Origin of the sequence: Streptomyces sp. NPDC088817 (assembly GCF_044750345.1) — a bacterium.
Classification (GTDB): domain Bacteria; phylum Actinomycetota; class Actinomycetes; order Streptomycetales; family Streptomycetaceae; genus Streptomyces.
In genome coordinates this window covers 44,165-69,938 of record NZ_JBIVJN010000005.1, presented here as the reverse complement: position 1 = coordinate 69,938, position 25,774 = coordinate 44,165, and the positions used below count along the sequence as shown (strand labels likewise).

The following is a 25,774-nucleotide window of genomic DNA, read 5'->3' as shown; positions in this document are numbered from 1 at the left end:
AGTCGTAGGAATGCGGCAGGAGCGACGCAGGAGAGACGAGGGGCCCGGGTGCAGGCACCCGGGCCCTGGGCGGTCACTCCCGGACCAGGACCACGGCGGTGCCGTAGGCGCACACCTCCGTGCCGACGTCCGCCGCCTCGGTCACGTCGAAGCGGAAGGCCAGCACCGCGTTGGCTCCCCGCGCGCGTGCCTGCTCGACGAGCCGCTCCATGGCCTGGTTGCGGGTCTGCACCAGCGTCTTGGTGAGCCCCTTCAGCTCACCGCCGATCATCGACTTCAGACCGGCCCCGATCTGGCTGCCCAGATGCCGGGACCGGACCGTCAGCCCGAAGACCTCGCCGATGACCTTCTCCACCCGGTGGCCGGGTACGTCGTTCGTCGTCACGACCAGCACGTCCGGCTCGGGCTCCTGGCCGCCGCCGTATTCCTCGATGTTCATGGCGCAAGCTTGGCGTGAGCGGACCGTGCGGCGCCATCCCCGGCGCACTGCTGGAACCTTGGGCGTATACCTTGCGTTGGTAGCTTTGTGCGGCACCGCACGAGGCTTCGCCTCGCCCTCGACGCCGTACCACCCCACCCCTCAGGAGTCCGGAACCGTGACGACGCTTGCCCTCGGCCCGAGTTGGCTGGATCCGAACCACCTGCTCAACTCCTTCGGCATCTGGGGTCTGCTCCTCATCGTCTTCGCCGAGTCGGGTCTGCTCATCGGCTTCTTCCTGCCGGGCGACTCCCTGCTGTTCACCTGCGGTCTGCTGATCACGTCGAAGCAGCTCGACTTCCCGCTGTGGGGCGCCATCGCCCTGATCTGCCTCGCCGCGATCCTGGGCGACCAGGCGGGCTACATGTTCGGCAAGAAGGTCGGGCCGTCGCTCTTCAACCGGCCCGACTCCCGCCTGTTCAAGCAGGAGAACGTCACCAAGGCGCACGAGTTCTTCGAGAAGTACGGCCCGAAGTCCCTGGTCCTGGCCCGCTTCGTGCCCATCGTGCGCACGTTCACGCCGATCATCGCGGGCGTCAGCGGCATGCGGTACCGCTCGTTCCTGATCTTCAACGTCATCGGCGGCGTGATGTGGGGCGCGGGCGTGACGCTCCTCGGCTCCTGGCTGGGCAACATCGGCGTCGTCAAGAACAACATCGAGGCGATCCTCATCCTGATCGTCCTCGTCTCGGTGGTCCCGATCATCATCGAGTTCCTGCGTGCCCGCTCCAAGGAGAAGAAGAACCCCGAGGAGCCGGCCGCCCCCGCCCCGCAGCCCGTCGCCGCCCCGTACGGACAGCAGCAGCAGTTCCAGCAGCCGGTCATGGACGACGCCACGACCCGTCTGCGCCGCATCGAGCCGCCGCACCAGTACGGCGGGCAGAACCAGCCCCCGCAGAACCAGCCCCCGCAGAACCAGCCCGCGCAGAACCAGCCCGCGCAGAACCAGCCCGCGCAGGAGCAGCAGCACTACGGATACGGCCAGCAGTACGCGCAGCCGTACCCGCAGCAGCAGCCCTACGGCGATCAGCAGGGCCAGGGCGGCTACGACCAGAACCCGCAGTACCCGGACAACGGCGGCTACTACCGCGCCCCGTAGGGCGTGCGCGAGCGGGCGCCGCGGGTCAGAACCCGCGGGTCCGCTTCGCCGCCCTGCGCCCCGCGGCGGAGGCGGCGCCCGGCATCCTCAGGAACAGCCGGGAGATCTCCGAACCGAGGTTCACCCCGATCGCGATGGCCATGGCGAGCGACACCGCCTTGGCCAGCGACACCAGCCCCTTGTCGACATGGTTCTGCGCGATCGACAGCAGACCGAAGTACGTCGCCGAACCCGGTAGCAGCGGCCCGATCGCGGCGGTCGTGTACGGCAGCGCGGACGCGAACCGGTAGCGGGACAGCAACTGCCCGAACAGGCCCACCAGGCCCGCCGCCACGGCCGTGGACGCCACCGGGGAGATGTTGCCGACGTCGTGCATGGCGCCGTACACCGACCACGCGACACCGCCGTTGAGCGTCACGAGCAGCACGGTCGACCGCTCCTGCTGCAACAGCACGGCGAAGGTCAGCGACAGCAGCATCGCCGCGACGATCTGGAGCACCGGCCGCCGGCTCATGGCGAGCGCGGCGTCCGGGTCGAGCGCGGCGCCCAGCTTCACACCGAAGTACAGGACCAGCAGCACGCCGGTGACGATGCCGACGAAGAAGTACATGACCTCCAGCAGGCGCGCCGAGGCGGTGATGTAGAAGCCGGTCAGGCCGTCCTGCACGCCCGCCACCAGCGCCCGCCCCGGCAGCAGCGCGAACAGTCCACCGGTGATGACGGCGGACGCCTTCACGTCGACGTGCGCCACGGTGAGCGCGACGCCGAGCGCGGCCGGCGGCATCGCGGCGACCGTGAACTGGTAGAACTCCGGCAGCCCGCGCCCCGCGCACAGCCATGCCAGGCGGTCGCCGAGCATCGCGCCGAGCGCCGCGGCCACGAAGACGATCAGATCGCCGCCGACCAGGACGGAGGCCGTGCCCGCGAGCAGCCCGGCGGCCGCGGTCAGCGCCCAGCCGGGGTAGGGGTGCCGGTTGCGGCGGATCTCGGCCAGCCGCCGGTAGGCCTCCTCCAGGGAGAGGTGGCTCTCCGGGTCGCTCAGGTCGTCGACGAGCCGGAAGACGGCCGCCAGGCGCGTGTAGTCGGTGCCCCGGCGGCGTACCGTCCTCGACGCCGTCACGGGGTCGTCGACCAGGGACGGCTGGTGGGAGATCGACAGCAGGGTGAAGGTGACGTTCGGCTCGCAGCGGTCCAGGCCGTAGGAACGGCAGACCGCGAACATCGCCGCCTCGACGTCCTCGGCGCCCTCACCGCCCGCGAGCAGCAGCTCGCCGATACGCAGGGTCAGGTCGAGCACGCGCGGGACGGCGGGGCCGCCCTCCTCCGCCTTGTGCACCGGTTCGGGCGCGGGCCGGTCGGCCACCGACATGCGCAGCATGGTGCGCATCCGGTCCTGCCAGGGGACGTCCTTGGGCAGGTTGATCGCCGGGATGCCGCCCGCCGGGGTGAAGGCGGGCGGGCCCTGGCGGGTGCTGTAGGTGCTCGGCGGGCTGAAGGCGGACCCCTCCGGCTCCACCGCCGGCGGCGGAGCGACGCCGAGGCCGTCCGGCACGGCGAACTCGGACGTGGTCTCCGACTCGGCGCTCCCCGTCCTGGGCGCCGTCAGCCCCTCGGGCACGGCGAACTCGGACGTCGTGGACGACTCGGCGTCGGCGGCCGGTACGACCGGGATCGCCTGGGTCATCCGGGTCACCGACGAGCCGGCGGGAACCCTGAACGCACTCCTCGCCTCGTCCGACTGCGGCTTGCGGTCCTCCGCGTCCGTCACTGAGAAACGCTCCCTGAACGACACCTTCCGTCTGCCTCAGTATGCGCAGACGGAGGTACCGGTACGCGAACGGCCGCACCGCCCCCGTGGGGACGGCGCGGCGCGTGGGAGGCGTGGGGCTCAGTGACCGCCGTGCTCCTGGAAACGCTTGATGGAACGCTCGATCTCCGCCTCGGCGTCGGTGCGGCCCACCCAGTCGGCGCCCTCGACGGACTTGCCGGGCTCCAGGTCCTTGTAGACCTCGAAGAAGTGCTGGATCTCCAGGCGGTCGAACTCCGACACGTGGTGGATGTCCCGCAGGTGCTCCACACGCGGGTCGGACGCCGGCACGCACAGCAGCTTGTCGTCGCCGCCGGCCTCGTCGGTCATCCGGAACATGCCGATCGCGCGGCACTTGATGAGGCAGCCGGGGAAGGTCGGCTCGTCCAGGATGACCAGCGCGTCCAGCGGGTCGCCGTCCTCGCCGAGGGTGTTCTCGACGAAGCCGTAGTCCGCCGGGTAGCTGGTCGAAGTGAAGAGTCGACGGTCCAGGCGGATACGACCGGTCTCGTGGTCCACCTCGTACTTGTTCCGCGAACCCTTCGGAATCTCGATCGTGACGTCGAACTCCACCGGTGGCTCCTCCATGATCAGCACATAGTTCTGGTGATTAAGTGTCCCTCACGCAGGTGTGTGATCGCGAAAGGGGCTGGTGGTCGTGCCGGAGCTGAGAGCCTGGCGGGCCGCGAGACCGCGCCTGGCCCGTCTCGCACGGGCCGCACGGCCGCGGCTCGTACGGGCCGCGCGGACCGTGGGACCGCGGGTCGCGCGACTCACGGAGGCCGCCGGAACGCGGCTCACCAAGCCGAAGACCTGGCACTACACCGCGGGTGCCGCCACGGCCGGGCTGGCGCTCGCCGCCGGTGTGGTGACGGCCGCCGGGCCCTGGGACTCCTCCGGCCAGCGTACGGCCGAGCGGGACCGGGCCGCGGCCCTGGGGCGCACGGGTGGCGCAGATCACGGTCGCCGGACCGGTACGCCGGATCCGTCGGATGCATCCGATGTGTCCGGGTCTGCGGCCGACGGCGGGGTGAAGCCCGCGCCCAGTGCCGTCCCGGTGCTGGTGGGCCTCGGCGGGGCGGGCGACCCGGCGCGGCCGGCGTCGGACACCTCGGCCCTCGCGGCCGCCCTCGACCCGCTGCTGCGGGACGCCGCCCTCGGCACCCGCCACGCGGCGGCCGTGATCGACGTCACCACCGGCGAGCGGCTCTACGGCCAGGACGCCGACGACCCGCACGTCCCCGCCTCCACCACCAAGATCGCCACCGCCGTCGCCGCGCTGTCCGCCCTCGGCCCCGACCACCGGCTCACCACCCGCGCCGCCCTGGAACCCGGCACCGGGAAACTCGCCCTGATCGGGGGCGGCGACCCCACGCTCACCGCACGCAAGGACGCCGGGAACCTGGCGAGCCTGCGCACCCTCGCCGCCGACACGGCGACCGCGCTGAGCAAGCGGCGTGTGACCGAGGTGACGCTCTCCTACGACACCACCCTGTACGCCGGTACCTCCCTGCACCCCATCGGCGTGAACGACAACCTCGCCCCGGTCACCGCCCTGATGGCCGACGAGGGCCGCACCGGCGACTCGACCAGCGGACCGGCCCCGCGCGTGGCCGACCCGGCGGCGGACGCGGCCCGCGTCTTCGCCGACCTGCTGTCCGGACACGGCGTCCGCACCACGGTCGCCGGCGCGGCCGGGGCGACGGGCCGCGCGGAGACCCTGGCCACGGTCTCCTCGCCCCCGCTGTCGAGCCTGGTCGAACGGATGCTCACCAACAGCGACAACGACATCGCCGAGGCCCTGGCCCGCCAGACGGCCGCCGCGACGGGCGGGCGGCCTGACTTCGCCGGGGGCGCCGCCGCGATCACCGCCCAGCTGAGGAAGCTGGGCCTGCCCCTGAAGGGCGCCGACTTCCACGACGGCAGCGGACTCGACCGCTCCGACCGGCTCACCGCGGACCTGCTCACGGCCCTGCTGGCCAAGGCGGCCGACCCCGCCGCCCCCGGCCTCCGCCCGGTCCTCACCGGCCTGCCCGTCGCCGGCTTCACCGGCACCCTGACCAGCCGCTACACGGACGGCGCCGCCGGGCTCGTACGGGCCAAGACGGGCACGCTGACGGGCGTCAACACCCTCGCGGGCACGCTCGTGGCCCACAACGGCCACCTCCTGGCCTTCGCCTTCCTCGCGGAGAACACCACGGCCCCGGAAGCAGCCCAGACGGCCCTGGACCACGCGGCCACAACCCTGGCAACCTGCACCTGCACCTGACACCCCGGCTCACGACCGGTCCAGGCCCCTTCAGGCCGGGCTGGTTCACGACCACCAGGTCGGCCGTGCGGGTGGCGTAGTCGCGTCCCGAGCCGGGTCCCGGCAGGCCCGGGTGGCTCGGTGGTGACTCGGTGCGCCAGGGGCGTGGCTGGAACACGAAGGGCAGATTCACCCAGCGTCACGGCCTGCCCCGAGTGGCAGGGCTCACGTACCGTTGACGCATGACGAGCATCGGTGGTGCGGCAAGTTCCGGGATGGTCGACTGGAATCTCGCGGTCGCGACCGCGACCCGGCTGGTGCGGCCGGGGCCCGAGGTGAGCCGGGACGAGGCGCGGGCCGTCGTCGCGGAACTGCGCCGGCACGCCAAGGCGTCCGAGGGGCACGTGCGCGGCTTCACCCGCCTGGGCACGCGCGGGACGGACGACACCCCCGTGCTGGTGGTCGACCGCCCCGGCTGGATCCGGGCGAACGTCGCCGGGTTCCGGGAGATCCTCAAACCGCTCCTGGACAAGATGCAGGAGCGGCGCGGCGGCACCCCGGGCGGCGCGGTCCTCGGCGCCGTCGGCGGCAAGGTCACCGGCGTGGAACTCGGGATGCTGCTGTCCTTCCTCGCCTCCCGCGTTCTCGGCCAGTACGAGACCTTCGCCCCCGCCGCCCGCGACCTGCCCGCCGGTGACGGCTCGGCCGGCGGCGGCCGGCTGCTGCTCGTCGCCCCCAACATCGTCCACGTCGAGCGCGAACTCGACGTCGAGCCCCACGACTTCCGGCTGTGGGTGTGCCTGCACGAGGAGACGCACCGCACGCAGTTCACCGCCGTGCCCTGGCTGCGCGACCACCTCGAGGGCGAGATCCAGTCCTTCCTGGCGGAGACGGACGTCGACCCCATGGCGCTCCTGGAGCGCATCCGCGAGGCCGCCCAGTCCCTGGCGGGCGGCCGTCCCGAGGGCGAGGAGGACGACGGCGGCCACTCCCTGGTCGAGATGGTCCAGTCCCCGGCCCAGCGCGAGATCCTCGGCCGCCTCACCGCCGTGATGTCCCTCCTGGAGGGCCACGCCGACTTCGTGATGGACGGCGTCGGCCCGGACGTCGTACCGACCGTGGCGGAGATCCGCGAGAAGTTCCAGCAGCGCCGTGCCAAGGGCGCCTCCCGCCTGGACATGGCCCTGCGCAAGCTGCTCGGCCTGGACGCCAAGCTGCGCCAGTACCGCGACGGCGAGCGCTTCGTGCGCGCGGTCGTCGAGCAGGTCGGCATGGACGGCTTCAACCGGGTGTGGACCTCGCCCAACACCCTCCCCACCAAGGGGGAGATCTCCAAGCCGGAGGACTGGATCGCCCGCGTGCACCGCAGGGCCGAACCGTGACCATGTGTGCGACGCCCGGAAGAGGAATCCGGCCTACGGCAGACGAACGCCGCTTCAATCACTCGTCCGAGGGACCGTGAGCCATGCGTAGGCGTGCAATGCTCGGGGAACGGCCTGTTTCTGTCACCATCGACGCACTCTGAGTGACCGATATCGGGCTCACCCCCCGAAGACTCCGTGAAGGGAACCGGACATGGGTCCCCATCCTGCGGTCGCGGCGATACGCCTGGCGGTACGCCGCGTCCTCCACGACATCCTCGACGAACAGCTCTCGCCCCACCCTGCGCAACCGGCCGCGCACGCCCGGCCGGGCCCCCTGGCCGCGCAGCTCCCCGGACAGCCGCCGCTCGGCGCGTCGAAGCCGGGCCGCGTCCGGGCGGCATCCGCGCAGGCCTCCTACGGCTCGCCGGCCGCCCACGCCGCACCGGCGGCGCATGCCGCCCCGGACACACCGGACACACCGGCCCCGCCCGAGCGTCCGCCGTCACCGCTCGTGCTCGTGGCCTGCTCCGGCGGCGCCGATTCCATGGCGCTCGCCTCCGCCCTCGCCTTCGAGGCCCCCAGGCTCGGCGTCCGGGCCGGCGGTGTCACCGTCGACCACGGTCTGCAGGCGGGCTCCGGGGTACGCGCCGACGAGGTCGCCCAGCGGCTGCGCGCCCTCGGCCTCGACCCGGTCGAGGCCGTCGCCGTCACCGTCGGCCGGGACGGCGGTCCGGAGGCCGCCGCCCGCGACGCCCGCTACGCCGCCCTCGACGCCGCGGTGGAGCGCCACGGCGCCCACGCCGTCCTGCTCGGCCACACCCGCGACGACCAGGCCGAGACGGTGCTCCTCGGCCTCGCCCGCGGCTCCGGCATCCGCTCCCTGTCGGGAATGGCCGCGGTCTCGGGGGCCGGCGGCCGTTACCGGCGCCCCTTCCTGCACATCGACCGGCAGACCGCCCGCAAGGCCTGCATGGTCCAGTCCCTGCCCGTCTGGGACGACCCGCACAACACCGACCCGGCCTACACCCGCTCCCGGCTGCGCCACGAGGGCCTCCCGGCCCTGGAGAAGGCCCTCGGCAAGGGCGTCGTGGAGGCACTCGCGCGCACCGCCCAGCTCTCCCGCGACGACGCCGACGCCCTCGACGCCTGGGCCGGCCAGGCCGAGGCCACCGTCCGCGACGACGCGGGCCGTCTGGAGTGCGCCAAGCTGTACGCCCTGCCGCCCGCCGTACGCCGCCGCATCCTGCGCCGGGCCGCCATCGACGCCGGCGCTCCGGCCGGGTCGCTGTTCGCCCGGCACATCGAGGAGGTCGACCGGCTGATCACCGGCTGGCGCGGCCAGAAGGCCATCAACCTGCCCGGCAGGGTGGTCGCCCAGCGGCAGGGTGGCAGACTGGTGATTCGGCAAGGCTGAACCGGGACCCTCCCGCCGGCCCGCTGACGCGGAGTCCGGAGGAGGGCCGTCGAGGCCGGTGAGACGACCGAAAGTGATGCGGGTGGACGCGAAAGACATGGGTGCCGACCTCGAGAAGGTGCTCATCACCAAGGAAGAGATCGACGCGAAGCTGGCCGAGCTGGCCGCGAAGATCGACGCGGAGTACGCGGGCAAGGACCTGCTGATCGTCGGCGTCCTCAAGGGCGCGGTGATGGTCATGGCGGACCTCGCCCGGGCGCTGTCCACCCCCCTCACCATGGACTGGATGGCCGTGTCCTCGTACGGCGCGGGCACCCAGTCCTCCGGCGTGGTGCGGATCCTCAAGGACCTCGACACCGACATCAAGGGCCGGCACGTCCTGATCGTCGAGGACATCATCGACTCCGGCCTGACCCTCTCCTGGCTGATCTCCAACCTCGGCTCGCGCGAGCCCGCCTCCCTGAAGGTGTGCACGCTGCTGCGCAAGCCCGAGGCCGCGAAGGTCGCCATCGACGTGGAGTGGGTCGGTTTCGACATTCCCAACGAGTTCGTCGTCGGCTATGGCCTGGACTACGCCGAGAAGTACCGGAACCTGCCGTTCGTCGGTACGCTCGCACCCCACGTCTACGGCGGCTGACCCCGAAGGGCTCAAGCGCGGAACGTGATCGGGAACCCCGGCGGCGCCGGAGCCGTTGGAGCAAGCAGACGGGTACGTCGGCCCTACCGTGCGGCTTCGAGCCTCGATGCTGGGGTACCGTCAGAAGAACTGTCTTATCAAACTCACTGTGGCAGGAGGGACGGGGCGGCACCGCTCCGTATGGATGGACGTGAAGCGATACTTCCGTGGGCCGGTCATGTGGATCGTGCTGGCCGTCCTTGCCGTGGTCGTGTTGATGAATGTCGTCGGTCAGTCCGGCGGCTACAAGACGGTTGACACGGGCAAGGTCGTTGCGGCGATCAATGACAACAGGGTCCAGCAGGCCAAGCTGGTCACGGGCGACGAGCAGACCATCAAGGTCGAGCTCAAGGACGGCCTGAAGGTCGACGGCAGCTCGAAGATCCAGGCGAGCTACATCGGCGACCAGGGCGTGACCATCGCCAACACCCTGCAGACCAAGTACCAGGACAAGCAGATCCCGAAGGGCTACACGGTCTCGCCGTCGAAGCAGAGCCCCTTCGTCGGCATCCTGCTCACGCTGCTCCCCTTCGTCCTCATCGTGGTCGTCTTCCTGTTCCTGATGAATCAGATGCAGGGCGGCGGCTCCCGGGTGATGAACTTCGGCAAGTCGAAGGCCAAGCTCATCACCAAGGACACCCCGAAGACGACGTTCGCGGACGTCGCGGGCGCGGACGAGGCCGTCGAGGAGCTCCACGAGATCAAGGAGTTCCTCCAGGAACCGGCCAAGTTCCAGGCCGTCGGGGCGAAGATCCCCAAGGGTGTGCTGCTCTACGGCCCGCCCGGCACCGGCAAGACCCTGCTGGCGCGCGCCGTCGCGGGCGAGGCCGGCGTGCCGTTCTACTCGATCTCCGGTTCCGACTTCGTCGAGATGTTCGTCGGCGTCGGCGCCTCCCGCGTCCGCGACCTGTTCGAGCAGGCCAAGGCGAACGCCCCGGCGATCGTCTTCGTCGACGAGATCGACGCGGTCGGCCGCCACCGCGGCGCCGGCCTCGGCGGCGGTCACGACGAGCGCGAGCAGACGCTGAACCAGCTGCTGGTCGAGATGGACGGCTTCGACGTCAAGGGCGGCGTGATCCTGATCGCGGCCACCAACCGGCCCGACATCCTCGACCCGGCGCTGCTGCGTCCGGGCCGCTTCGACCGCCAGATCGCCGTGGACCGCCCCGACATGCAGGGCCGTCTGGAGATCCTCAAGGTCCACCAGAAGGGCAAGCCGGTCGCGCCCGACGTCGACCTGTCCGCCGTCGCCCGCCGCACCCCCGGCTTCACGGGTGCCGATCTGTCCAACGTCCTGAACGAGGCCGCGCTGCTCACGGCCCGCAGTGACAAGAAGCTGATCGACAACCACATGCTGGACGAGGCGATCGACCGCGTGGTCGCGGGACCGCAGAAGCGGACCCGGATCATGTCGGACAAGGAGAAGAAGATCACCGCGTACCACGAGGGCGGTCACGCCCTGGTCGCGGCGGCCTCGCCGAACTCCGACCCGGTCCACAAGATCACGATCCTGTCCCGCGGCCGGGCCCTCGGCTACACGATGGTCCTGCCCGACGAGGACAAGTACTCCACGACCCGCAACGAGATGCTGGACCAGCTCGCGTACATGCTGGGCGGCCGCGCGGCCGAGGAGCTGGTCTTCCACGACCCGACCACGGGCGCGGCGAACGACATCGAGAAGGCCACCACCACGGCCCGCGCGATGGTCACCCAGTACGGCATGACCGAGCGGCTGGGCGCGATCAAGTTCGGCGGCGACAACACCGAGCCGTTCCTCGGCCGTGAGATGGCTCACCAGCGCGACTACTCGGAAGAGGTCGCCGCGCTGGTGGACGAGGAAGTCAAGAAGCTCATCGAGACCGCGCACAACGAGGCCTGGGAGATCCTGGTCGAGAACCGCGACGTGCTCGACAACCTGGTCCTGGCCCTCCTGGAGAAGGAGACCCTGGGCAAGGAGGAGATCGCCGAGATCTTCGCGCCGATCGTCAAGCGGCCGCCGCGGCCCGCCTGGACCGGCTCCTCCCGCCGGACCCCGTCCACCCGTCCGCCGGTGCTCTCGCCGAAGGAGCTCGCGCTGACGAACGGGGCCAACGGTTCGACGGCGGCGATCAGCACCGTCAAGTCCCAGGCGACGGAGCCCGCCCCGGCCACGGAGCAGGTGCCGGAGGACCGTCCGGACAACTGACCGGAGGCCCGCGCGGGGTCCACCGGCCCCGGAATGCATGCCGCGTCCCCCAGGTTCTAGCCTGGGGGACGCGGCATTTCGCATGTCCGCAGATCAGACAGACAGGAACGAGGCTTCACATGACCGACCCCGTGACGCTGGACGGCGAGGGCTTCCTCGGTGAGTTCGACGAGAAGCGCGCCGAGAACGCCGTGCGCGAACTCCTCATCGCGGTCGGCGAGGACCCGGACCGTGAAGGCCTGCGGGAGACACCGGGACGGGTGGCCCGGGCGTACAAGGAGATATTCGCGGGACTGTGGCAGCAGCCCGAGGACGTGCTGACGACGACGTTCGACCTGGGCCACGACGAGATGGTGCTGGTCAAGGACATCGAGGTGTTCTCGACCTGCGAGCACCACCTCGTGCCGTTCCGCGGCGTCGCGCACGTCGGCTACATCCCGTCCACCAGCGGGAAGATCACGGGCCTTTCGAAGCTGGCCCGGCTCGTGGACGTCTACGCCCGCCGCCCGCAGGTGCAGGAGCGGCTCACCACCCAGATCGCGGACTCGCTGATGGAGATCCTGGAGCCGCGCGGTGTGATCGTCGTGGTGGAGTGCGAGCACATGTGCATGTCGATGCGGGGCATCCGCAAGCCCGGCGCGAAGACCATCACCTCGGCGGTGCGCGGCCAGCTGCGGGACGCGGCGACGCGGAACGAGGCGATGAGCCTCATCATGGCGCGCTGACGCGCACGGCGCCCCGCCACGCCGGGCCGCGCGGGCGACCCTCTGCGCCGCCCGCAGGGGCTCACGCCGTCGGCTGCGCCCCCGGCGGGTTCTGGTCGTCGTCCTCCGGGAGCTTGCAGACCCGTTCGAGGAACAGGGCGGCCGCTATCACCGCGATCCCGGCGAGGACCGAGAAACCGGCGTAGAAGGCCTGGTCGCGGCGGGCGGGGATGTCGAGGAGTTCCAGCAGGGCGACGCACGTGCCGCCGTACACGCCGGCGACGAGGGCGGCGACCAGGGCGCTGGCCTGGCCGAAGACGACCGCGCGGGCGGCCATCATGGGGTCGACCCCCTTGGCGCCGGGCCGGCGCTCGCGCTGCGCCTTCAGCCGGGCCCGCAGGGAGAGCGCCGTGGCCAGGAGGACGGCGGCGATCAGGGCGAGGACGATGGGGGCGGCCAGCGGGACGCCGGGGAGCGTTCCCACCGCGGTCCACAGCCGGGCACCCGCCCAGGACAGCACTCCGGCGACGACGAACACGCCTGCCAGCAGCCTGATACGCAGCTCTCTCACGGTGTCCCTTCAGCTCCCCCGGACCGGTGCCGGTCGCAGACCTTGCGTCGCCCTGACCTTAACGACTACTCGGGCAGCCGGAGTTCCAGGTCCGCCCGCGGCTCGACGCCCTCGCGGGTGAGCGCGGTCAGCAGATCGGCCACCGTGCCCCGGCCCGGGAGCTGCGCGTCCGGGTCCACGTCGTACCACGGGGCGAGGACAAAGGCGCGCTCGTGCGCCCGGGGGTGAGGGAGCGTGAGAACCGGGTCGTCGGAGACGCGTTCCGCGTAGGCGACGATGTCGACGTCCAGGGTGCGCGGACCCCAGCGCTCGTCGCGGACCCGGCTGAAGGCCTCCTCGACGGCGTGGGCGCGCTCCAGCAGGGAGGACGGCGGCAGCGTGGTCTTCAGGACCACCACCGCGTTGAAGTACGACGGCTGGGAGCCGGGCTCGACGCCCCACGGCTCCGTCTCGTAGACCGGGGAGACGGCCTTGACGCGGACGCCGGGGGTGTCCTCCAGGGCGTCGACGGCACCCTGGAGGGTCTCCAGGCGGTTGCCGAGGTTGGAGCCGATCGAGATCACGGCCCGCTTCGGGTTCTGCAGCGTGGTGTCGGCGGCGTCGACCTTCTCGACGACCGAGGCGGGCACCGGCTGGACGGTCGGGTCGGTGGGCCCTTTGGTGAAAGGCGCGTTCATACTCGGCTCCGGGTGATGGTGACGGTCACGTCGTCGAAGGGCACGGTGATCGGGGCGTCCGGCTTGTGGACGCAGACCTCGACCTCCATGACCCCGTCGTGCTTCAGACAGACCTGGGCGATGCGCTCGGCGAGCGTCTCGATGAGGTTCACGGGCTCGCCCTCCACCACGGCCACGACCTCCTCGGCCACGATGCCGTAGTGCACGGTCTTCGCCAGGTCGTCGTCGGCCGCGGCCGGCCGGGTGTCGACTCCCAGGACGATGTCCACGAGGAAGGTCTGGCCCTCCTCGCGTTCCTTGGGGAACACACCGTGGTGCCCGCGGGCCCTCAGGCCGCGCAGCGCGACACGATCCACGCGAATCACTCCTGCAATCGTCGGCGGCGACCGGTCCCTGCCGCGTACGGGCGGCACACCGGTCTGGCACGAATCTACCCGCGGGCACTGACGGAGCCGGGCCGCGGGGAGGCGGGGTGAGCCGGGTCCGCCAGGTTTCACCGTGTGTTTCCCCTGGAGGACCCGGTTGCTCACGGACCGGTGGGCGGCCCTTTTCCCGAGGTCCGTGATTCCGGCCACTCCGCGTTCCTGCCCAGGCGCCTACCCACTCAGGCGGGTGTGTCGTCGTCCTCGGCACCGTCGTTTTCGGCCAGAACCGGGGAGGCGTGATGGGACCAGAGTTTCCAGCCGAGGCCGGTGCGCCGGAAGACGTTGGTGGCGACGACGAGCTGTCCCACCAGCGGGCCGAGCTCGTCGCCGGCCGCCGGTGCGGGGCCGCCGCTGAGGATGTTCTCCGTGCAGTTCACCAGGGCGGTGTCGCCGGTCACCGAGACGTGCACGTCGGTCAGGAAGAACTGGATGTAGTCGGTGTTCGCCATGATCAGCGCGTAGGAGCGCAGCACCTCGCCGCGTCCGGTGAGCACCGGCCAGCCCGGGTGCACGCAGGAGACCACCCCGGTGTCGGCCGGGTCGTGGTACTCCTCGTCGACGCCCAGGTCGGAGGGGGTGAGCCAGAGCGCGGACAACTCCTCGAAATCACCCCGCTCCAGGGCCTCGTAGTAGGCGGTGTTGGCGGCCTCCACCTGTTCGACATCGGTGTGGGGCGCGCTCACCGGTCTCCTTCGGCGGTGTGCGCTCCGTCCTCCGGCGCGTCCGCGGGGGTGCGTGCCTCCTCCACGGCGCGGGCGACGCATACCGCGTCCGCCGTGGCGCGGACCTCGTGGACGCGTACGGCCCAGGCGCCGGCGTGCGCGGCGAGGGCGGAGACGGCGGCGGTGGCGGCGTCGCGCTCGCGCGCGGGCGGGGGCGCGCCCTCAGGACCGGCGAGCACCTGTCCGAGGAAGCGCTTGCGCGAGGCGGCGACCAGCACGGGGTGGCCGAGTCCGCGCAGGCGGTCGAGGCGGGCCAGGAGCGCGAGGTCGTGCCCGGTGTCCTTGGAGAAGCCGAGGCCGGGGTCGACGATGACGCGGTCGGCGGCGATCCCGCCCTCCAGGACGGCCTCCACGCGCGCGTGGAGCTCGTCGACGACCTCGGTGACGACGTCCTCGTACACGCCGCGGACGTTGCCGCCCTCCAGGAAACCGCGCCAGTGCATCACGACGAAGGGCGCGCCCGCGTCCGCGACGACAGGGATCATCGCGGGATCCGCGAGGCCCCCGCTGACGTCGTTGACGAGGGCGGCGCCCGCCGCGAGCGCCTGCTCGGCGACGCGGGCGCGCATGGTGTCGACGGAGATCGTGACGCCCTCGGCGGCGAGGCCGCGCACCACGGGGATGACACGCCGCAGTTCCTCGGCCTCGTCGACGCGGCTGGCGCCGGGCCGGGTGGACTCGCCGCCGACGTCGACCAGGTCGGCGCCCTGGGCGACGAGGTCCAGCCCGTGCTTGACGGCAGTGGTCGTGTCGAACCAGCGGCCTCCGTCGGAGAAGGAGTCGGGGGTCACGTTCACGACCCCCATGACCGCGCACCGGCCCCACGCCGGAAGGCCCGCCACGCGGCCGCGCCCGCTGAAGTTGCTCATATGTTCAGCGTAGGCCCCGCCCCCTGGGCCTTCGTGCCGTGGCCCGGGCGGAACCCCCTTGTGCTGGAGGGGACGGGGGTTCCGCCCGGACCGGTCCGGGGTCATGCCGCGCGGACGTCCGGTTCCGCCACCGAGTGAGCGCAGGGGCTCTGGGCGGCGGAACGGCGGCGCAGGAAGCGCGGCAGCGGCAGGGCGAGGTCGACGAAGCCCTCGGCCTGCATGGCGGCGAAGCCGATGCGGGGCAGGTCGGATGAGGCGCGGTAGACGACGAACCGCGGCTCCCAGCGGGGCTGGAACTTGGCGTTGAACTTGTACAGCGACTCGATCTGGAACCAGCGGGAGAGGAAGACCAGCAGCCCGCGCCAGGCGCGCAGCACCGGGCCGGCGCCGATCTTCTCGCCCCGCGCGAGCGCCGAGCGGAACATCGCGAAGTTCAGCGATATGCGGGTGATGCCGAACTTCGGGGCGGCCTGGAGCGCCGCCACGATCAGCAGTTCGTTCATGCCGGGGTCGGCCGAGCGGTCGCGCCGCATCAGGTCCAGGGACACGCCGTCCTCGCCCCAGGGCACGAAGTGCAGGATCGCCTTCAGATCGCCGTACTCGCCCGGTTCCGCGTCCTGCTTGTGGGCGGTGGCGATGAGGCAGTCGCCGTCGGCAGGGTCGCCGATCCGGCCGAGGGCCATGGAGAAGCCGCGTTCGGTGTCGGTGCCGCGCCAGTCCTCGGCGGCCCGCCGGACGCGCTCCAGCTCGGTGCCGCCGAGGTCACGGATGCGCCGCACCCGGGTTTCGTAGCCGGCTCGCTCGATGCGCTTGACCATCTGGCGGACGTTGCGCATCGCGCGTCCGGCGAGCGAGAAATCCGCGACGTCGACCACCGCCTCGTCGCCCAGTTCCAGGGCGTCCAGGCCGGTCTCCCGGGTCCACACCTCGCCGCCGGTCTCGGAGCAGCCCATCACCGCGGGCGTCCAGGAGTGGGCCTTGGCCTCGTCCATGAAGCGCTCGATGGCGCCCGGCCAGGCCTCGACGTCGCCGATCGGGTCGCCGCTGGCGAGCATCACGCCGGAGACGACGCGGTACGTCACCGCCGCCTTGCCGCTGGGGGAGAACACGACGGCCTTGTCGCGGCGCAGCGCGAAGTGGCCGAGGGAGTCGCGGCCGCCGTGCCGGACCAGCAGCTCGCGCAGTCTGCTCTCGTCCTCCTCGGTCAGCCGTGCCGCCGGGTGCTCGGGACGGAAGGCCAGGTAGACGGTGGTGACGGCGGTGAGCCAGCCGAGGGCGCCGAGGGAGAAGGCGACGGTCCAGGAGGTGTTGCCCTGGTAGTCCACCGGGCCCTCGAAGCCGATGAGGCCGTAGACGACATGGGTCAGCCGGTCCGCCACGCTGGGGTCGCCGACCATGCGGTGCGTGTGCACGCTGACGATGATCATGCCCAGGGCCAGTGAGCCGGCGCTCATGAGGACGAAGTTGGCCAGCGCCCGCCAGCGGCTGCGCGGGTCCGGCAGCGCGGCGAACTCGCCGCGGTGGAGCAGCAGCGGCGCGAGCAGCGCCAGCGAGATGACCACCCCGACCACGGAGTGCCGGTAGACGAACTCGGCGGCCGCGCCGGCCGGGAGCAGGAGCACGGCCGCTCGCCAGGCCCGGCGCTTGCGCCGCCTCAGGCCGTGCGCGAGCAACAGCAGCAGCACGCCCACGCTGAGCGAGAGCGCCGCGGCGAACGGCCCGAACGAGCCCGGCAGCACCTCGGCCATGGCGTGCATACGGCTGTGCCGGAAGCGCGGGAAGACACCCGCGGCGATGTCCAGGAGGCCGACGACCGCGCAGGCCCTGGCGACCAGCGCGGGGACGGCCTCGGGGCGCGGGCCGCGCAGTATGCGTCGCATCCTGCTGGATCGGTCCGGAACCCCGTCCGACAATTCCCCATCTATCCTGACAGACATCGCATCCCGTAGTTCTGCGAGAGACCTTGAATCCGGTGCCGATCCGGGCATCCGGCGACATTGCGCCCTCTAGGACGGTGTCTCGGGGAGAGAGGTTCACTCCCCGCCGGAAAGTCGGGTCAAAGGGCAGGGAAAGCCCGGGGCAAGCCCTCGCAAGGAAGCGTCGGCGGGCCCGGGGGCGGGAAGCGCAGGCAAGGAAGCCCATGGGTCTCACGAGCAACAAGGTGCTGGTACTGGCGGTTCTCCTCGCCGTGCTGCTGTTCGCTGGCACGGTGTGGCTCTGGCCGCGTCTGGCCCGCCGTACCTGGCGCGCGGTGACCGGACGCGTCGGCATGCTGCTGGCGACCCAGGTGGCGATCTTCGCCTGCGTCGGACTCGCCGCCAACCAGGCCTTCGGCTTCTACGCCAGCTGGGCGGACCTGTTCGGGCGGGAGAACGCGCCGGGGGTCGTCGTCGACGACTCCGCGCACGGCCGCACCGGAGGCCCCCTCCAGGTGATCGGCACCCAGCAGGTGCGGCTGGGCGACGGCGACCGGCCCCCTGTCTCCGGCCAGATCCAGCAGGTCGGCATCGTGGGCCGTACGACGCACATCGCCTCGCCCGCCTTCGTCTATCTGCCGCCGGAGTACTTCCAGCCGCAGTACCGGACCCGTACCTTCCCTGCGGCCGTCGTCCTCACCGGCTACCCGGGCACCGCGCAGGCGCTGATCAGCAAGCTGCGCTACCCGCACACCGCGCAGGAACTGGCCAGGACCGGCCGGGCGCAGCCGATGATCCTGGTGATGCTGCGGCCCACGGTGGCGCCGCCGCGGGACACGGAGTGCGTGGACGTCCCGGGCGGCCCGCAGACCGAGACGTTCTTCGCCAAGGACCTGCCGGACGCGCTTCTCGCGCACTACCGGGTCGGAAGGAAGCCGGGCAGCTGGGGCATTGTCGGCGATTCCACGGGCGGTTACTGCGCGCTGAAACTCGCCCTGCACCATCCCGAGGTGTATGCCGCGGGTGCGGGTCTGTCCCCGTACTACAGGGCGCCCATCGATCCGACCACGGGCGATCTTTTCCAGGGTGACGGGAATCTGCGGAACCGCGCCGATCTGCTGTGGAGTGTCAAGCACCTGCCGGCGCCCGACACTTCGCTGCTCGTCACCAGCAGCAGGCTCGGCGAGAGCAACTACAGGTCGACGCTCAGGTTCATCAACGCGGTGAAGGCGACGAACAGGACGCGGATCTCGTCCATCATCCTCGACAGCGGCGGCCACAACTTCAACACCTGGCGGCGCGAGATCCCGGCGACGTTGCAGTGGATGAGCGGCCTGCTGGGCGACCGCTGAAAATGATCTTCGAAGTGAAGGAAAACGCGGCCGGAACTCCCTTCGACACATGAAGGTTTCGTTATGGCTGTCTTTTTGCGGGGCGGCCCGACATGATTCGGGTACGCGCGGTAAGTTTCTGGCCATGTCACGTGGACGTCACCGCCATTCCCCACCCCTGCACAGGCTGTTGCCGTCTTCGGCGATCGCCGGCGTCTCCGTCGTCTGCGCCCTGGGCCCCTGGGCGTTCACGGACGCGGCGGTGCTGCGGTTGCTCGCCGGGACCGCCGCGGTGACCGCCGTCCTCGGCGCGGTCGTCATGCGCCGCTGGGACGCGCAGGCCGGACGGCGGGTAGCCGACCTCACGCGCGCGCGTGTGAGCGACGAGTGGCGATTCGAGGAACGGATCGCCGAACTCGAGACCGACCTCGAGGAGTCGCGCGAACTGCGCGGCCGCCTGGAGCAGAAGCTGCGCGCCCGGCGCACGGAACTCGCGGGGCTGCGCAACGAGCACGCGGCACTGCTGCGGCGGTACGCCACGGCGGAGACCGGGCGCGCGAGCGCGCTGGAGGGCCGCCGCCTGCTGGAGATCGAGACCGGCCCGGAGGTGCCCGCGCTGTCCGCCGCGCCGACGGACGCCGGGGACGCCGCAGACGCCGTGGAAGCCGCGGAAGCCGCGGAAGCCGCGGACGTTGTGGACACCGTGGAGACCGCGGACGTCGAGGGCGCGGAGACGCACGAGTCCGCGGCTCCCGCGACCGGGCCCGCCGAGAAGAGCCCGGGGGCCACGGAGCCCGGCGCGTTCTCCCCGGAGGGGTCCGAGCTGTACCTGCGCGCCGAGGCCGCCCTGTCGCGGTTGGGTAAGGACGCCGCCCGGGCGGCGAGGACGGACGAGGCGGCCGGGACGGGCACCTCGGAGGAAGCCGACACGGCGTCGGAGACCGACCCGGTGCGGGAAGCGTCCGTACCGGCGGAGGGCGACGCCGCCCCCGAGTCCGCGGCGGACGAGGCAGACGAGACGCACGAGCGTGCGACGGCCACGGACGAGGCGGGGACGGAGACCGGGCCCGCCGACCGGGAGGATGCCGCGGAGGCGACCGGGGCGACCGAGGTGGTCGAGCCCGCCGAGCAGGCCGAGCCGGCCGACCGGAGTCACTCCACCGGGGCGACCGGGGCGACCGGGGCGACCGGGGCGGCAGAGGCCGCCGAGCCGGTCGACCGGCCCGTCGCAGCCACGGCCACGGCCGACGCGGGCGAGCAGGCCGCACCTACCTCTTCCGCACCCTCCGCACCCGCACCCTCCGTACCGGCCCCCGCTGGGCCCGCCCCCTCCGTGCCGGCTCCCTCCACCAAGGCGGTCGAGCCGGCCAAGCCCGCGCCTCGGCTGCCGACCGGGCACTTCACCGTGCCGACCGCGGTGGCCGTCGTACCGGCCGCGCCCGCGCGGCGCCCGCTGGTCGAGGGCGGCTTCGACTTCTTCGGCACGAAGGCGGACGCGTCGGCCACCGAGTCGGACACCGTACGGAACGACGGCCTCGGCGACGCGGTGGGCCAGGAGTCGCTCGCCCCGCACAAGGGGGAGGCCGAGTCCCAGTACAAGCCGGCCGACGCCGACGCGCCGGCCGCCGGGCATCAGGTCATCGACCTGACGGCCCACGACGAGACGGAACAGATCAACCTGCCGGGGCTGCGCACCGCGGCCTCCTGACGCCCGTCCCCCCGCGACGCCGGGCAGTACCTGTCCGGCGTCGCACCCGGGTCGCCCACCGGTCGGGTCAGGTCATCCACCGGTCCGGCCGCGCGCTCCGGCGGCCCGTGCGCGACCTCTCCGCCTGGGCCCGCAGCAGCCGGTCCGCCTCCCGCTCGTCCCGCAGCCGGGCCGTCACGGTCCGGCCGGCCCCGTTGTCCACGTGCACGCCGGCCAGGCCCCACACACGCTGCCAGGGCCCCTGCCGCAGCCGTACGCTCTGCACCTTCGCGTGCGGCACCAGCGCGAGCCGACGCCGCAGCAGCCCGTGCCGCGCGGCGAACACCGCGTCGGTGACGGCGATCCCGTGCCCGCGCCACCACACCGGCACGCACCACCGGGCGCGCCGTGGCGGCCGGAGCAGGCCGGCGGCCTGAGGCACCGTCACCCCCGGCAGGACCCGGGCGATCACCGACTCGGCGACCTTGCGCGGAGCGACCGGCAGCAGCACGGAGTTCGACGACCCGGCGACGTCCAGCTCGACCCGCACCCAGCCGCGCCACCGCCACAGCAGCGGCTCCACGATCCGCACGGTCTGCACCCGCCCCGGCGGCACCGTCTCGTGCGTGCGGTCCAGCAGGCCCCGGTCGATCCGCAGTCCGTCGGGCGATTCGCCCACCACCCAGCCGTACTCGGCGGCGAAGCGCCCCGCGCTGTTCGCCACGGCGCTGCCGAGCAGCGGCAGGACGGTGGCGAGCACCGTCCACAGGCTGTGGGTGGCCAGCCACAGCAGCGGCGGTACGACGGCAGCGGCGACCAGTGACCCCCAGGTCGCGCCGGTCAGCAGCAGCGAGACGGCGATCAGACGCCCGGGTACGCGGACCAGCTCCCGCGCGGGCGCCTCACCGACCTCGCGCGCCGTCTCCGGCGCGAACCCGGCCGCGCGCGCGAGCAGTTCGGCGCGCAGCGCCCGGGCCTCCTCCTCACCGAGGAAGGCGAGTTCGTCCTTCTTGTCCGTCCCGACGACATCGAGTTTCAGCTTGGCCACGCCCGCGACCCGCCCCAGCAGCGGCCGGGTGACGTCGACGGCCTGGATCCGCTCGAGCCGGATGTGCGCGGTGCGGCGGAAGAACAGCCCGGTGCGGATGCGCAGTTCGGTGCCGGTCACCGCGAAGCGCGTGAACCACCAGGACAGGAAGCCGTAGAGGGCGGCCAGGGGTATGACGACCGCGAGTCCGGTCACCAGCGCGGTCGTCGTCAGCCGCGTCAGGTGCCGCTGCGCCTGGTCGGGGTCGTGCACGGCCCAGCCCGCGAGCACGGCGACCGGCGCCCACGCCCGTCGCAGGGGCGTGACGGGATGCAGCCGCCGCTCGGTCACGGGTGGCCCGGCGGGTACGGCCGCGTCGCTCACGGCCTGTTCGGATATGCCCTCGTCGGCCCCCGCCGCCGTCACAGCCCCGCCGATCGTGCCTCGCCGAGTTCGGTGAGCCGGTCGCGCAGCCGTTCCGCCTCGGCCGGGTCGAGGCCGGGGATGGTCGCGTCGGTCGCGGCGGCGGCCGTGTGCAGTTGCACGGTGGCCAGCCCGAAGTGCCGCTCCACCGGCCCGGAGGTGACCTCGACCAGCTGCATCCGCCCGTAGGGCACCACGGTCTCCTCGCGCCACAGCACGCCCCGGCTGATCAGCAGGTCGTCGGCGCGCTCGGCGTACCGCCACGAGCGCCAGTTGCGGCCGAGCAGCACCCAGCCCCACGCCATCAGCGCCAGCGGCAGCAGGGCGGACGCCGACCAGGCGGGACCGGCCAGCAGGCCCGGCAGCAGCCCCGCGGCCAGGGCGAACAGGCCCAGCCACACCACCAGCAGCAGCCGGCGCATCCGCAGCAGGCCGCGCGGCAGCGCCCGCCACGCCGGCTCGTCCCCGGCCGCCGCCCGCTCGTCCTCCCGGCTCCCCGTTTCCATGGGGCAAGCGTACGTACGAGAGACTGTGTCCATGACTCCTACGACGGAGACCACGGTCGGGATCGGCGGCGCCGCGGAGAGCACCGACATGGTGCTGAACATCGGGCCCCAGCACCCGTCCACGCACGGTGTGCTGCGGCTGAAGCTGGTGCTGGACGGCGAACGCATCATGCGCGCGGAGCCGGTGATCGGCTATATGCACCGCGGCGCGGAGAAGCTGTTCGAGGCACGCGACTACCGCCAGATCATCATGCTGGCCAACCGCCACGACTGGCTGTCGGCCTTCTCGAACGAGCTGGGCGTGGTCCTCGCCGTGGAGCGGATGCTCGGCATGGAGGTGCCCGCACGCGCGGTGTGGACGCGCACCCTGCTCGCCGAGCTGAACCGGGTGCTCAACCACCTGATGTTCCTCGGCTCCTACCCGCTGGAGCTGGGCGGCATCACCCCGGTCTTCTACGCGTTCCGGGAGCGCGAGGTCCTCCAGAACGTCATGGAGGAGGTCTCCGGCGGCCGGATGCACTACATGTTCAACCGGGTCGGCGGCCTCAAGGAGGACCTGCCGGCCGGCTGGGCCACGCGCGCGCGTTCCGCGGTGGCCGCCGTGCGCTCGCGCATGGACGTCTTCGACGACCTGGTGCTCGGCAACGAGATCTTCCGGGGACGCACCCGGGGCGTGGGCGTCCTGACGCCGCGGGCCGTGCACGCCTACGGCGTGAGCGGTCCCATCGCGCGCGGCTCGGGCGTCGACTTCGACCTGCGCCGCGACGAGCCGTACCTGGCGTACGGGGAGCTGCGGGACACCCTGAAGGTCGTCACCCGGCAGGAGGGCGACTGCCTGGCCCGCTTCGAGTGCCTGCTGGAGCAGACCCACAACGCGCTGGACCTCGCCGACGCCTGCCTGGACCGGATGGCCGAGCTGCCGCCCGGCCCGATCAACCAGCGGCTGCCCAAGGTCCTCAAGGCGCCCGAGGGGCACACGTACGCGTGGACCGAGAACCCGCTCGGCATCAACGGCTACTACCTGGTCAGCAAGGGTGAGAAGACGCCGTACCGGCTGAAGCTGCGCTCGGCGTCGTACAACAACATCCAGGCGCTCACCGAGCTGCTGCCGGGCACGCTGGTGGCGGACATGGTGGCCATCCTGGGGTCAATGTTCTTCGTGGTCGGGGACATCGACAAATAGGGCCGCCGCGTCCGCCTCCGTGAGACCGGACGGGTGCGCCAGCCAGCCGAAGTCGCCGAGGCCGCCCGGCGCGGTCAGTTCGGCGGCCTCCCCGGCGCGCGCGAGGGCGCGTACGTACTCCGAGGGGCGCGTGGAGGCGAGGCTGAGCGGGGGGCGTGCGCCGGTGACTCCCAGGGCGCGCAGGGCCTCGCGCTGTGTCAGCAGCCGGGCGCCCTCAGGCGCGCACGCGGCGCACGCGTCCAGGGCCACGTGCGCCGTGATGTCGCAGGATCCGTCCGGCACCGGCGCCGTCTCCCGGCCCTCCCGGAAGCCCGTGAGCGTCCCGAAGGGCGGTCGCGCCCCGGCCGTGTGCGCGTAGTCGACGGCGACCGCGAGGCCCCGTTCGACCCGCGAGACCGCGGCGGCCCAGGCGGCGTCGCGGGGCAGCCCGACCTCCGCGCGCAGGCCCTGCTCGGCGGGCAGCGGCCACCACCGGTCCAGCCACCGCGCCCACGCCCCGGACACCGGCTCCCCGAGCCGTTCGGTGCCGTCCCGCCGTACGAGAACCCGCCGGGGAACGCCGGCGGAGTCCACCTCCACGACCTCCACCGGCACGTTGTCCAGCCACTCGTTGGCGAACAGCAGCCCGGTGATCTCCCGCGGTGGCTGCTCCGACCAGGCGATCCGGTCGTCCAGGCCCTCCGGCCGGGCGGCGATCTCGACCGCGTGCACGCGCGTGCGTGCCGCCACGCTCGCGGGCAGCGCGGCGAGCACGCCCGCCGCCAGCTCGCCCCGCCCGGCCGCCATGTCGACGAAGTCGAGCGCCGCCGGCCGGCCCAGCACCCGGTCGACCCGGCACAGCAGCCGCGCCACGGCCGCCGCGAACAGCGGTGAGGCGTGCACGGACGTACGGAAGTGACCGGCCGGACCCTCGGGCCGCAGGTAGAAGCCGTCCGGCCCGTACAGGGCCTCCTCGGCCGCCGCCCGCCAGCCGCGCCACTCCTCGGCCCGGCCGTCCGCCGCGCTCCGCGCCGTGGTGCGCGCGGGAGTGCGCTCGGTGCTGTCCTCCGGGTCGTCCGTCACCCCGACAGGTTAGGTCCGCCCGGTGGAGCGAGGCGCACAAATGATCACTGCCTCCACCTTGGGGAGTACGAGGGCCCCTTGCGGATCGGCCCTCCGGTTGACCCCGGCACCTGTGCCGCTTCCCTACTCTGGGTTACGTGCAGCGCCTCTATGACTTCATCCGCAGGCACCCGATGTGGGTGGACGGCTCCTGGGCCCTCATCCTCCTCGGGCTTTCCGGCGTGAGCGTGTCGAAGCTCAACGGGGTGCCCGGCCACCACGGTTCGGTCCACGCGGGCCTCGCCCTGTCCTTCGTGCTGTGTGTGGTCGTCGCACTGCGTCGCCGGATGCCGGAGAAGATGCTTCTGCTGGCGGGCGCGGCGGGTGCGGCGCAGCTGGTCCTGGACGTCGAGGCGATGGCCGCCGACTTCGCCATGCTGGTGATCGTCTACACGGTCGCCGCGATCGGCGCCCGCTGGGCCAGCCGGTTCGCCCTGGCCGGCGGGCTGTGCGCGGCGACCCTCGCGCAGATCCGGTGGCCGCAGCACGACGCGAGCGCCCTGGGCAACGTCGCGATAGCCGTCTTCCAGACGGTGCCGTTCGCCCTCGCCTGGGTGCTCGGCGACTCGATGCGCACCCGCCGCGCCTACTTCGCGCAACTGGAGGAGCGCGCCGCCCGTCTGGAGAAGGAGCGCGAGGCGCAGGCCAAGGTCGCGGTCGCCGCGGAACGCGCCCGGATAGCGCGCGAGCTGCACGACGTGGTCGCGCACAACGTGTCGGTGATGGTGGTGCAGGCCGACGGCGCCGCCTACGTCCTGGACGCCACGCCCGACCAGGCCAGGAAGGCCCTGGAGACGATCTCCTCCACCGGCCGCCAGGCCCTCGCCGAGATGCGCCGCCTGCTGGGCGTGCTGCGCACCGGCGAGCACCAGGAGGGCGGCGAGTACGTGCCGCAGCCCGACGTCGGCCAGATCGAGGACCTCGTCGAGCAGTGCCGGGGTTCCGGGCTGCCCGTCGACTTCAGGATCGAGGGCACCCCGCGCCCGCTGCCCAGCGGGGTGGAGCTCACCGCGTACCGCATCGTGCAGGAGGCCCTCACCAACACCCGCAAGCACGGCGGGCCGAACGCGGGCGCGAGCGTGCGCCTGGTCTACTTCGACGACGGGCTCGGACTGCTCGTCGAGGACGACGGCAAGGGCGCTCCGCACGAGCTGTACGAGGAGGGCGGCGCCGACGGGCGCGGACACGGCCTGATCGGCATGCGCGAACGCATCGGCATGGTGGGCGGCACCCTGGACGCGGGTCCGCGCCCCGGCGGCGGCTTCCGCATCAGCGCCCTGCTGCCGCTCAAACCGGTGCACTGACACCGGCGCACGCCCCGCGCCCCCGCGAACCACCGAGGACGACGCGAACCACCGAGG

The 25,774-nt window shown here is 72.4% G+C and carries 23 protein-coding genes; 11 read left to right on the top strand and 12 right to left on the bottom strand.

Features of this window, described 5'->3' with window-relative positions; genetic code table 11:
• Positions 1-73 precede the first annotated feature (73 nt).
• Positions 74-439, bottom strand: a complete 366-nt coding sequence (locus tag ACIP4X_RS10930) for a YbjQ family protein (protein ID WP_358733412.1) — start codon at positions 437-439, stop codon at positions 74-76.
• A 157-nt stretch (positions 440-596) separates the two neighbouring features.
• Between ACIP4X_RS10930 and ACIP4X_RS10925 the strand changes: the two genes are divergently transcribed.
• Positions 597-1,577 carry a VTT domain-containing protein gene (locus ACIP4X_RS10925; protein WP_358733411.1) on the top strand — a complete coding sequence of 327 codons (981 nt, stop codon included), beginning with the start codon at positions 597-599 and terminating at the stop codon, positions 1,575-1,577.
• A 25-nt stretch (positions 1,578-1,602) separates the two neighbouring features.
• On the opposite strand, the gene ACIP4X_RS10920 is transcribed toward ACIP4X_RS10925, so the two are convergent.
• On the bottom strand, positions 1,603-3,345 hold the full coding sequence (locus ACIP4X_RS10920) for a threonine/serine exporter family protein (RefSeq protein WP_358733409.1): 1,743 nt from the start codon (positions 3,343-3,345) through the stop codon (positions 1,603-1,605).
• A 120-nt stretch (positions 3,346-3,465) separates the two neighbouring features.
• Entirely contained in the window at positions 3,466-3,957 is a 492-nt protein-coding gene (locus tag ACIP4X_RS10915) for an inorganic diphosphatase (RefSeq protein ID WP_141366388.1), read from the bottom strand.
• 79 nt (positions 3,958-4,036) lie between these two features.
• Between ACIP4X_RS10915 and dacB the strand changes: the two genes are divergently transcribed.
• The 6 genes from dacB (at position 4,037) to folE (ending at position 11,996) form a co-directional block, all read left to right on the top strand.
• Entirely contained in the window at positions 4,037-5,653 is a 1,617-nt protein-coding gene (dacB, locus tag ACIP4X_RS10910; protein WP_358733407.1) for a D-alanyl-D-alanine carboxypeptidase/D-alanyl-D-alanine-endopeptidase, read from the top strand.
• Between the two features lie 221 nt (positions 5,654-5,874).
• A complete protein-coding gene (locus tag ACIP4X_RS10905; RefSeq protein ID WP_358733405.1) occupies positions 5,875-7,014 on the top strand; it encodes a zinc-dependent metalloprotease in 1,140 nt (379 codons plus the stop codon).
• 193 nt (positions 7,015-7,207) lie between these two features.
• Positions 7,208-8,410: a tRNA lysidine(34) synthetase TilS gene (gene tilS, locus ACIP4X_RS10900; RefSeq protein ID WP_358733403.1), complete on the top strand. Its 1,203-nt coding sequence runs from the start codon at positions 7,208-7,210 to the stop codon at positions 8,408-8,410.
• A 76-nt stretch (positions 8,411-8,486) separates the two neighbouring features.
• Entirely contained in the window at positions 8,487-9,047 is a 561-nt protein-coding gene (hpt, locus tag ACIP4X_RS10895; RefSeq protein WP_100568520.1) for a hypoxanthine phosphoribosyltransferase, read from the top strand.
• Positions 9,048-9,231: 184 nt separating this feature from the next.
• Positions 9,232-11,271: an ATP-dependent zinc metalloprotease FtsH gene (ftsH, locus tag ACIP4X_RS10890; RefSeq protein WP_358733401.1), complete on the top strand. Its 2,040-nt coding sequence runs from the start codon at positions 9,232-9,234 to the stop codon at positions 11,269-11,271.
• A 119-nt stretch (positions 11,272-11,390) separates the two neighbouring features.
• Positions 11,391-11,996, top strand: coding sequence for a GTP cyclohydrolase I FolE (gene folE, locus ACIP4X_RS10885; RefSeq protein WP_141359601.1), 606 nt, complete (start codon positions 11,391-11,393; stop codon positions 11,994-11,996).
• 61 nt (positions 11,997-12,057) lie between these two features.
• Here the strand turns inward: folE and ACIP4X_RS10880 are convergent, their stop codons facing one another.
• The 6 genes from ACIP4X_RS10880 to ACIP4X_RS10855 all read right to left on the bottom strand — a co-directional run bounded on the left by ACIP4X_RS10880 (position 12,058) and on the right by ACIP4X_RS10855 (position 17,119).
• The gene (locus ACIP4X_RS10880; RefSeq protein ID WP_391458807.1) at positions 12,058-12,546 is read right to left on the bottom strand and encodes a DUF3180 family protein; all 489 of its coding nucleotides are present in this window, start codon (positions 12,544-12,546) and stop codon (positions 12,058-12,060) included.
• Between the two features lie 65 nt (positions 12,547-12,611).
• Positions 12,612-13,223, bottom strand: coding sequence for a 2-amino-4-hydroxy-6-hydroxymethyldihydropteridine diphosphokinase (gene folK, locus ACIP4X_RS10875; protein ID WP_391458809.1), 612 nt, complete (start codon positions 13,221-13,223; stop codon positions 12,612-12,614).
• A complete protein-coding gene (gene folB, locus ACIP4X_RS10870; protein ID WP_358733395.1) occupies positions 13,220-13,579 on the bottom strand; it encodes a dihydroneopterin aldolase in 360 nt (119 codons plus the stop codon). Before folB ends, folK begins: the two co-directional genes overlap by 4 nt.
• Positions 13,580-13,827: 248 nt before the next feature.
• Positions 13,828-14,331, bottom strand: coding sequence for a nuclear transport factor 2 family protein (locus ACIP4X_RS10865; protein WP_358733393.1), 504 nt, complete (start codon positions 14,329-14,331; stop codon positions 13,828-13,830).
• Positions 14,328-15,239: a dihydropteroate synthase gene (gene folP / locus ACIP4X_RS10860; RefSeq protein ID WP_358733391.1), complete on the bottom strand. Its 912-nt coding sequence runs from the start codon at positions 15,237-15,239 to the stop codon at positions 14,328-14,330. Before folP ends, ACIP4X_RS10865 begins: the two co-directional genes overlap by 4 nt.
• Before the next feature lie 101 nt (positions 15,240-15,340).
• A complete protein-coding gene (locus tag ACIP4X_RS10855) occupies positions 15,341-17,119 on the bottom strand; it encodes a phosphatidylglycerol lysyltransferase domain-containing protein (protein WP_391458812.1) in 1,779 nt (592 codons plus the stop codon).
• Positions 17,120-17,379: 260 nt separating this feature from the next.
• Between ACIP4X_RS10855 and ACIP4X_RS10850 the strand changes: the two genes are divergently transcribed.
• Positions 17,380-18,507: an alpha/beta hydrolase-fold protein gene (locus ACIP4X_RS10850; RefSeq protein ID WP_358733387.1), complete on the top strand. Its 1,128-nt coding sequence runs from the start codon at positions 17,380-17,382 to the stop codon at positions 18,505-18,507.
• A 124-nt stretch (positions 18,508-18,631) separates the two neighbouring features.
• Positions 18,632-20,194, top strand: a complete 1,563-nt coding sequence (locus tag ACIP4X_RS10845) for a hypothetical protein (protein ID WP_401347818.1) — start codon at positions 18,632-18,634, stop codon at positions 20,192-20,194.
• A 67-nt stretch (positions 20,195-20,261) separates the two neighbouring features.
• On the opposite strand, the gene ACIP4X_RS10840 is transcribed toward ACIP4X_RS10845, so the two are convergent.
• On the bottom strand, positions 20,262-21,626 hold the full coding sequence (locus ACIP4X_RS10840; protein ID WP_391458816.1) for a PH domain-containing protein: 1,365 nt from the start codon (positions 21,624-21,626) through the stop codon (positions 20,262-20,264).
• Complete coding sequence (locus tag ACIP4X_RS10835) at positions 21,623-22,129, bottom strand: PH domain-containing protein (RefSeq protein ID WP_391458818.1); 507 nt, start codon at positions 22,127-22,129, stop codon at positions 21,623-21,625. Before ACIP4X_RS10835 ends, ACIP4X_RS10840 begins: the two co-directional genes overlap by 4 nt.
• 31 nt (positions 22,130-22,160) lie before the next feature.
• Here ACIP4X_RS10835 and ACIP4X_RS10830 point away from each other — a divergent pair, with 31 nt between their 5' ends.
• Positions 22,161-23,312: an NADH-quinone oxidoreductase subunit D gene (locus tag ACIP4X_RS10830; RefSeq protein ID WP_401347814.1), complete on the top strand. Its 1,152-nt coding sequence runs from the start codon at positions 22,161-22,163 to the stop codon at positions 23,310-23,312.
• On the opposite strand, the gene ACIP4X_RS10825 is transcribed toward ACIP4X_RS10830, so the two are convergent.
• Positions 23,277-24,257 carry an SAM-dependent methyltransferase gene (locus ACIP4X_RS10825; RefSeq protein WP_401348109.1) on the bottom strand — a complete coding sequence of 327 codons (981 nt, stop codon included), beginning with the start codon at positions 24,255-24,257 and terminating at the stop codon, positions 23,277-23,279. The two genes, ACIP4X_RS10830 and ACIP4X_RS10825, sit on opposite strands and share 36 nt — an antisense overlap.
• A 254-nt stretch (positions 24,258-24,511) precedes the next feature.
• Here ACIP4X_RS10825 and ACIP4X_RS10820 point away from each other — a divergent pair, with 254 nt between their 5' ends.
• Entirely contained in the window at positions 24,512-25,717 is a 1,206-nt protein-coding gene (locus ACIP4X_RS10820) for a sensor histidine kinase (RefSeq protein WP_358733379.1), read from the top strand.
• The last annotated feature ends 57 nt before the right edge of the window (positions 25,718-25,774 follow it).

Excerpts from the sequence above, each read along its gene's own strand:
- folP (WP_358733391.1), bottom strand. The coding sequence starts at position 15,239 with ATGAGCAACTTCAGCGGGCGCGGCCGCGTGGCGGGCCTTCCGGCGTGG.
- folK (WP_391458809.1), bottom strand. The coding sequence starts at position 13,223 with ATGAACGCGCCTTTCACCAAAGGGCCCACCGACCCGACCGTCCAGCCG.
- ACIP4X_RS10855 (WP_391458812.1), bottom strand. The coding sequence starts at position 17,119 with ATGCGACGCATACTGCGCGGCCCGCGCCCCGAGGCCGTCCCCGCGCTG.
- hpt (WP_100568520.1), top strand. The coding sequence starts at position 8,487 with ATGCGGGTGGACGCGAAAGACATGGGTGCCGACCTCGAGAAGGTGCTC.
- tilS (WP_358733403.1), top strand. The coding sequence starts at position 7,208 with ATGGGTCCCCATCCTGCGGTCGCGGCGATACGCCTGGCGGTACGCCGC.
- ACIP4X_RS10850 (WP_358733387.1), top strand. The coding sequence starts at position 17,380 with ATGGGTCTCACGAGCAACAAGGTGCTGGTACTGGCGGTTCTCCTCGCC.
- ftsH (WP_358733401.1), top strand. The coding sequence starts at position 9,232 with ATGGACGTGAAGCGATACTTCCGTGGGCCGGTCATGTGGATCGTGCTG.
- ACIP4X_RS10930 (WP_358733412.1), bottom strand. The coding sequence starts at position 439 with ATGAACATCGAGGAATACGGCGGCGGCCAGGAGCCCGAGCCGGACGTG.
- ACIP4X_RS10905 (WP_358733405.1), top strand. The coding sequence starts at position 5,875 with ATGACGAGCATCGGTGGTGCGGCAAGTTCCGGGATGGTCGACTGGAAT.
- ACIP4X_RS10835 (WP_391458818.1), bottom strand. The coding sequence starts at position 22,129 with ATGGAAACGGGGAGCCGGGAGGACGAGCGGGCGGCGGCCGGGGACGAG.
- folE (WP_141359601.1), top strand. The coding sequence starts at position 11,391 with ATGACCGACCCCGTGACGCTGGACGGCGAGGGCTTCCTCGGTGAGTTC.
- ACIP4X_RS10830 (WP_401347814.1), top strand. The coding sequence starts at position 22,161 with ATGACTCCTACGACGGAGACCACGGTCGGGATCGGCGGCGCCGCGGAG.
- ACIP4X_RS10845 (WP_401347818.1), top strand. The coding sequence starts at position 18,632 with ATGTCACGTGGACGTCACCGCCATTCCCCACCCCTGCACAGGCTGTTG.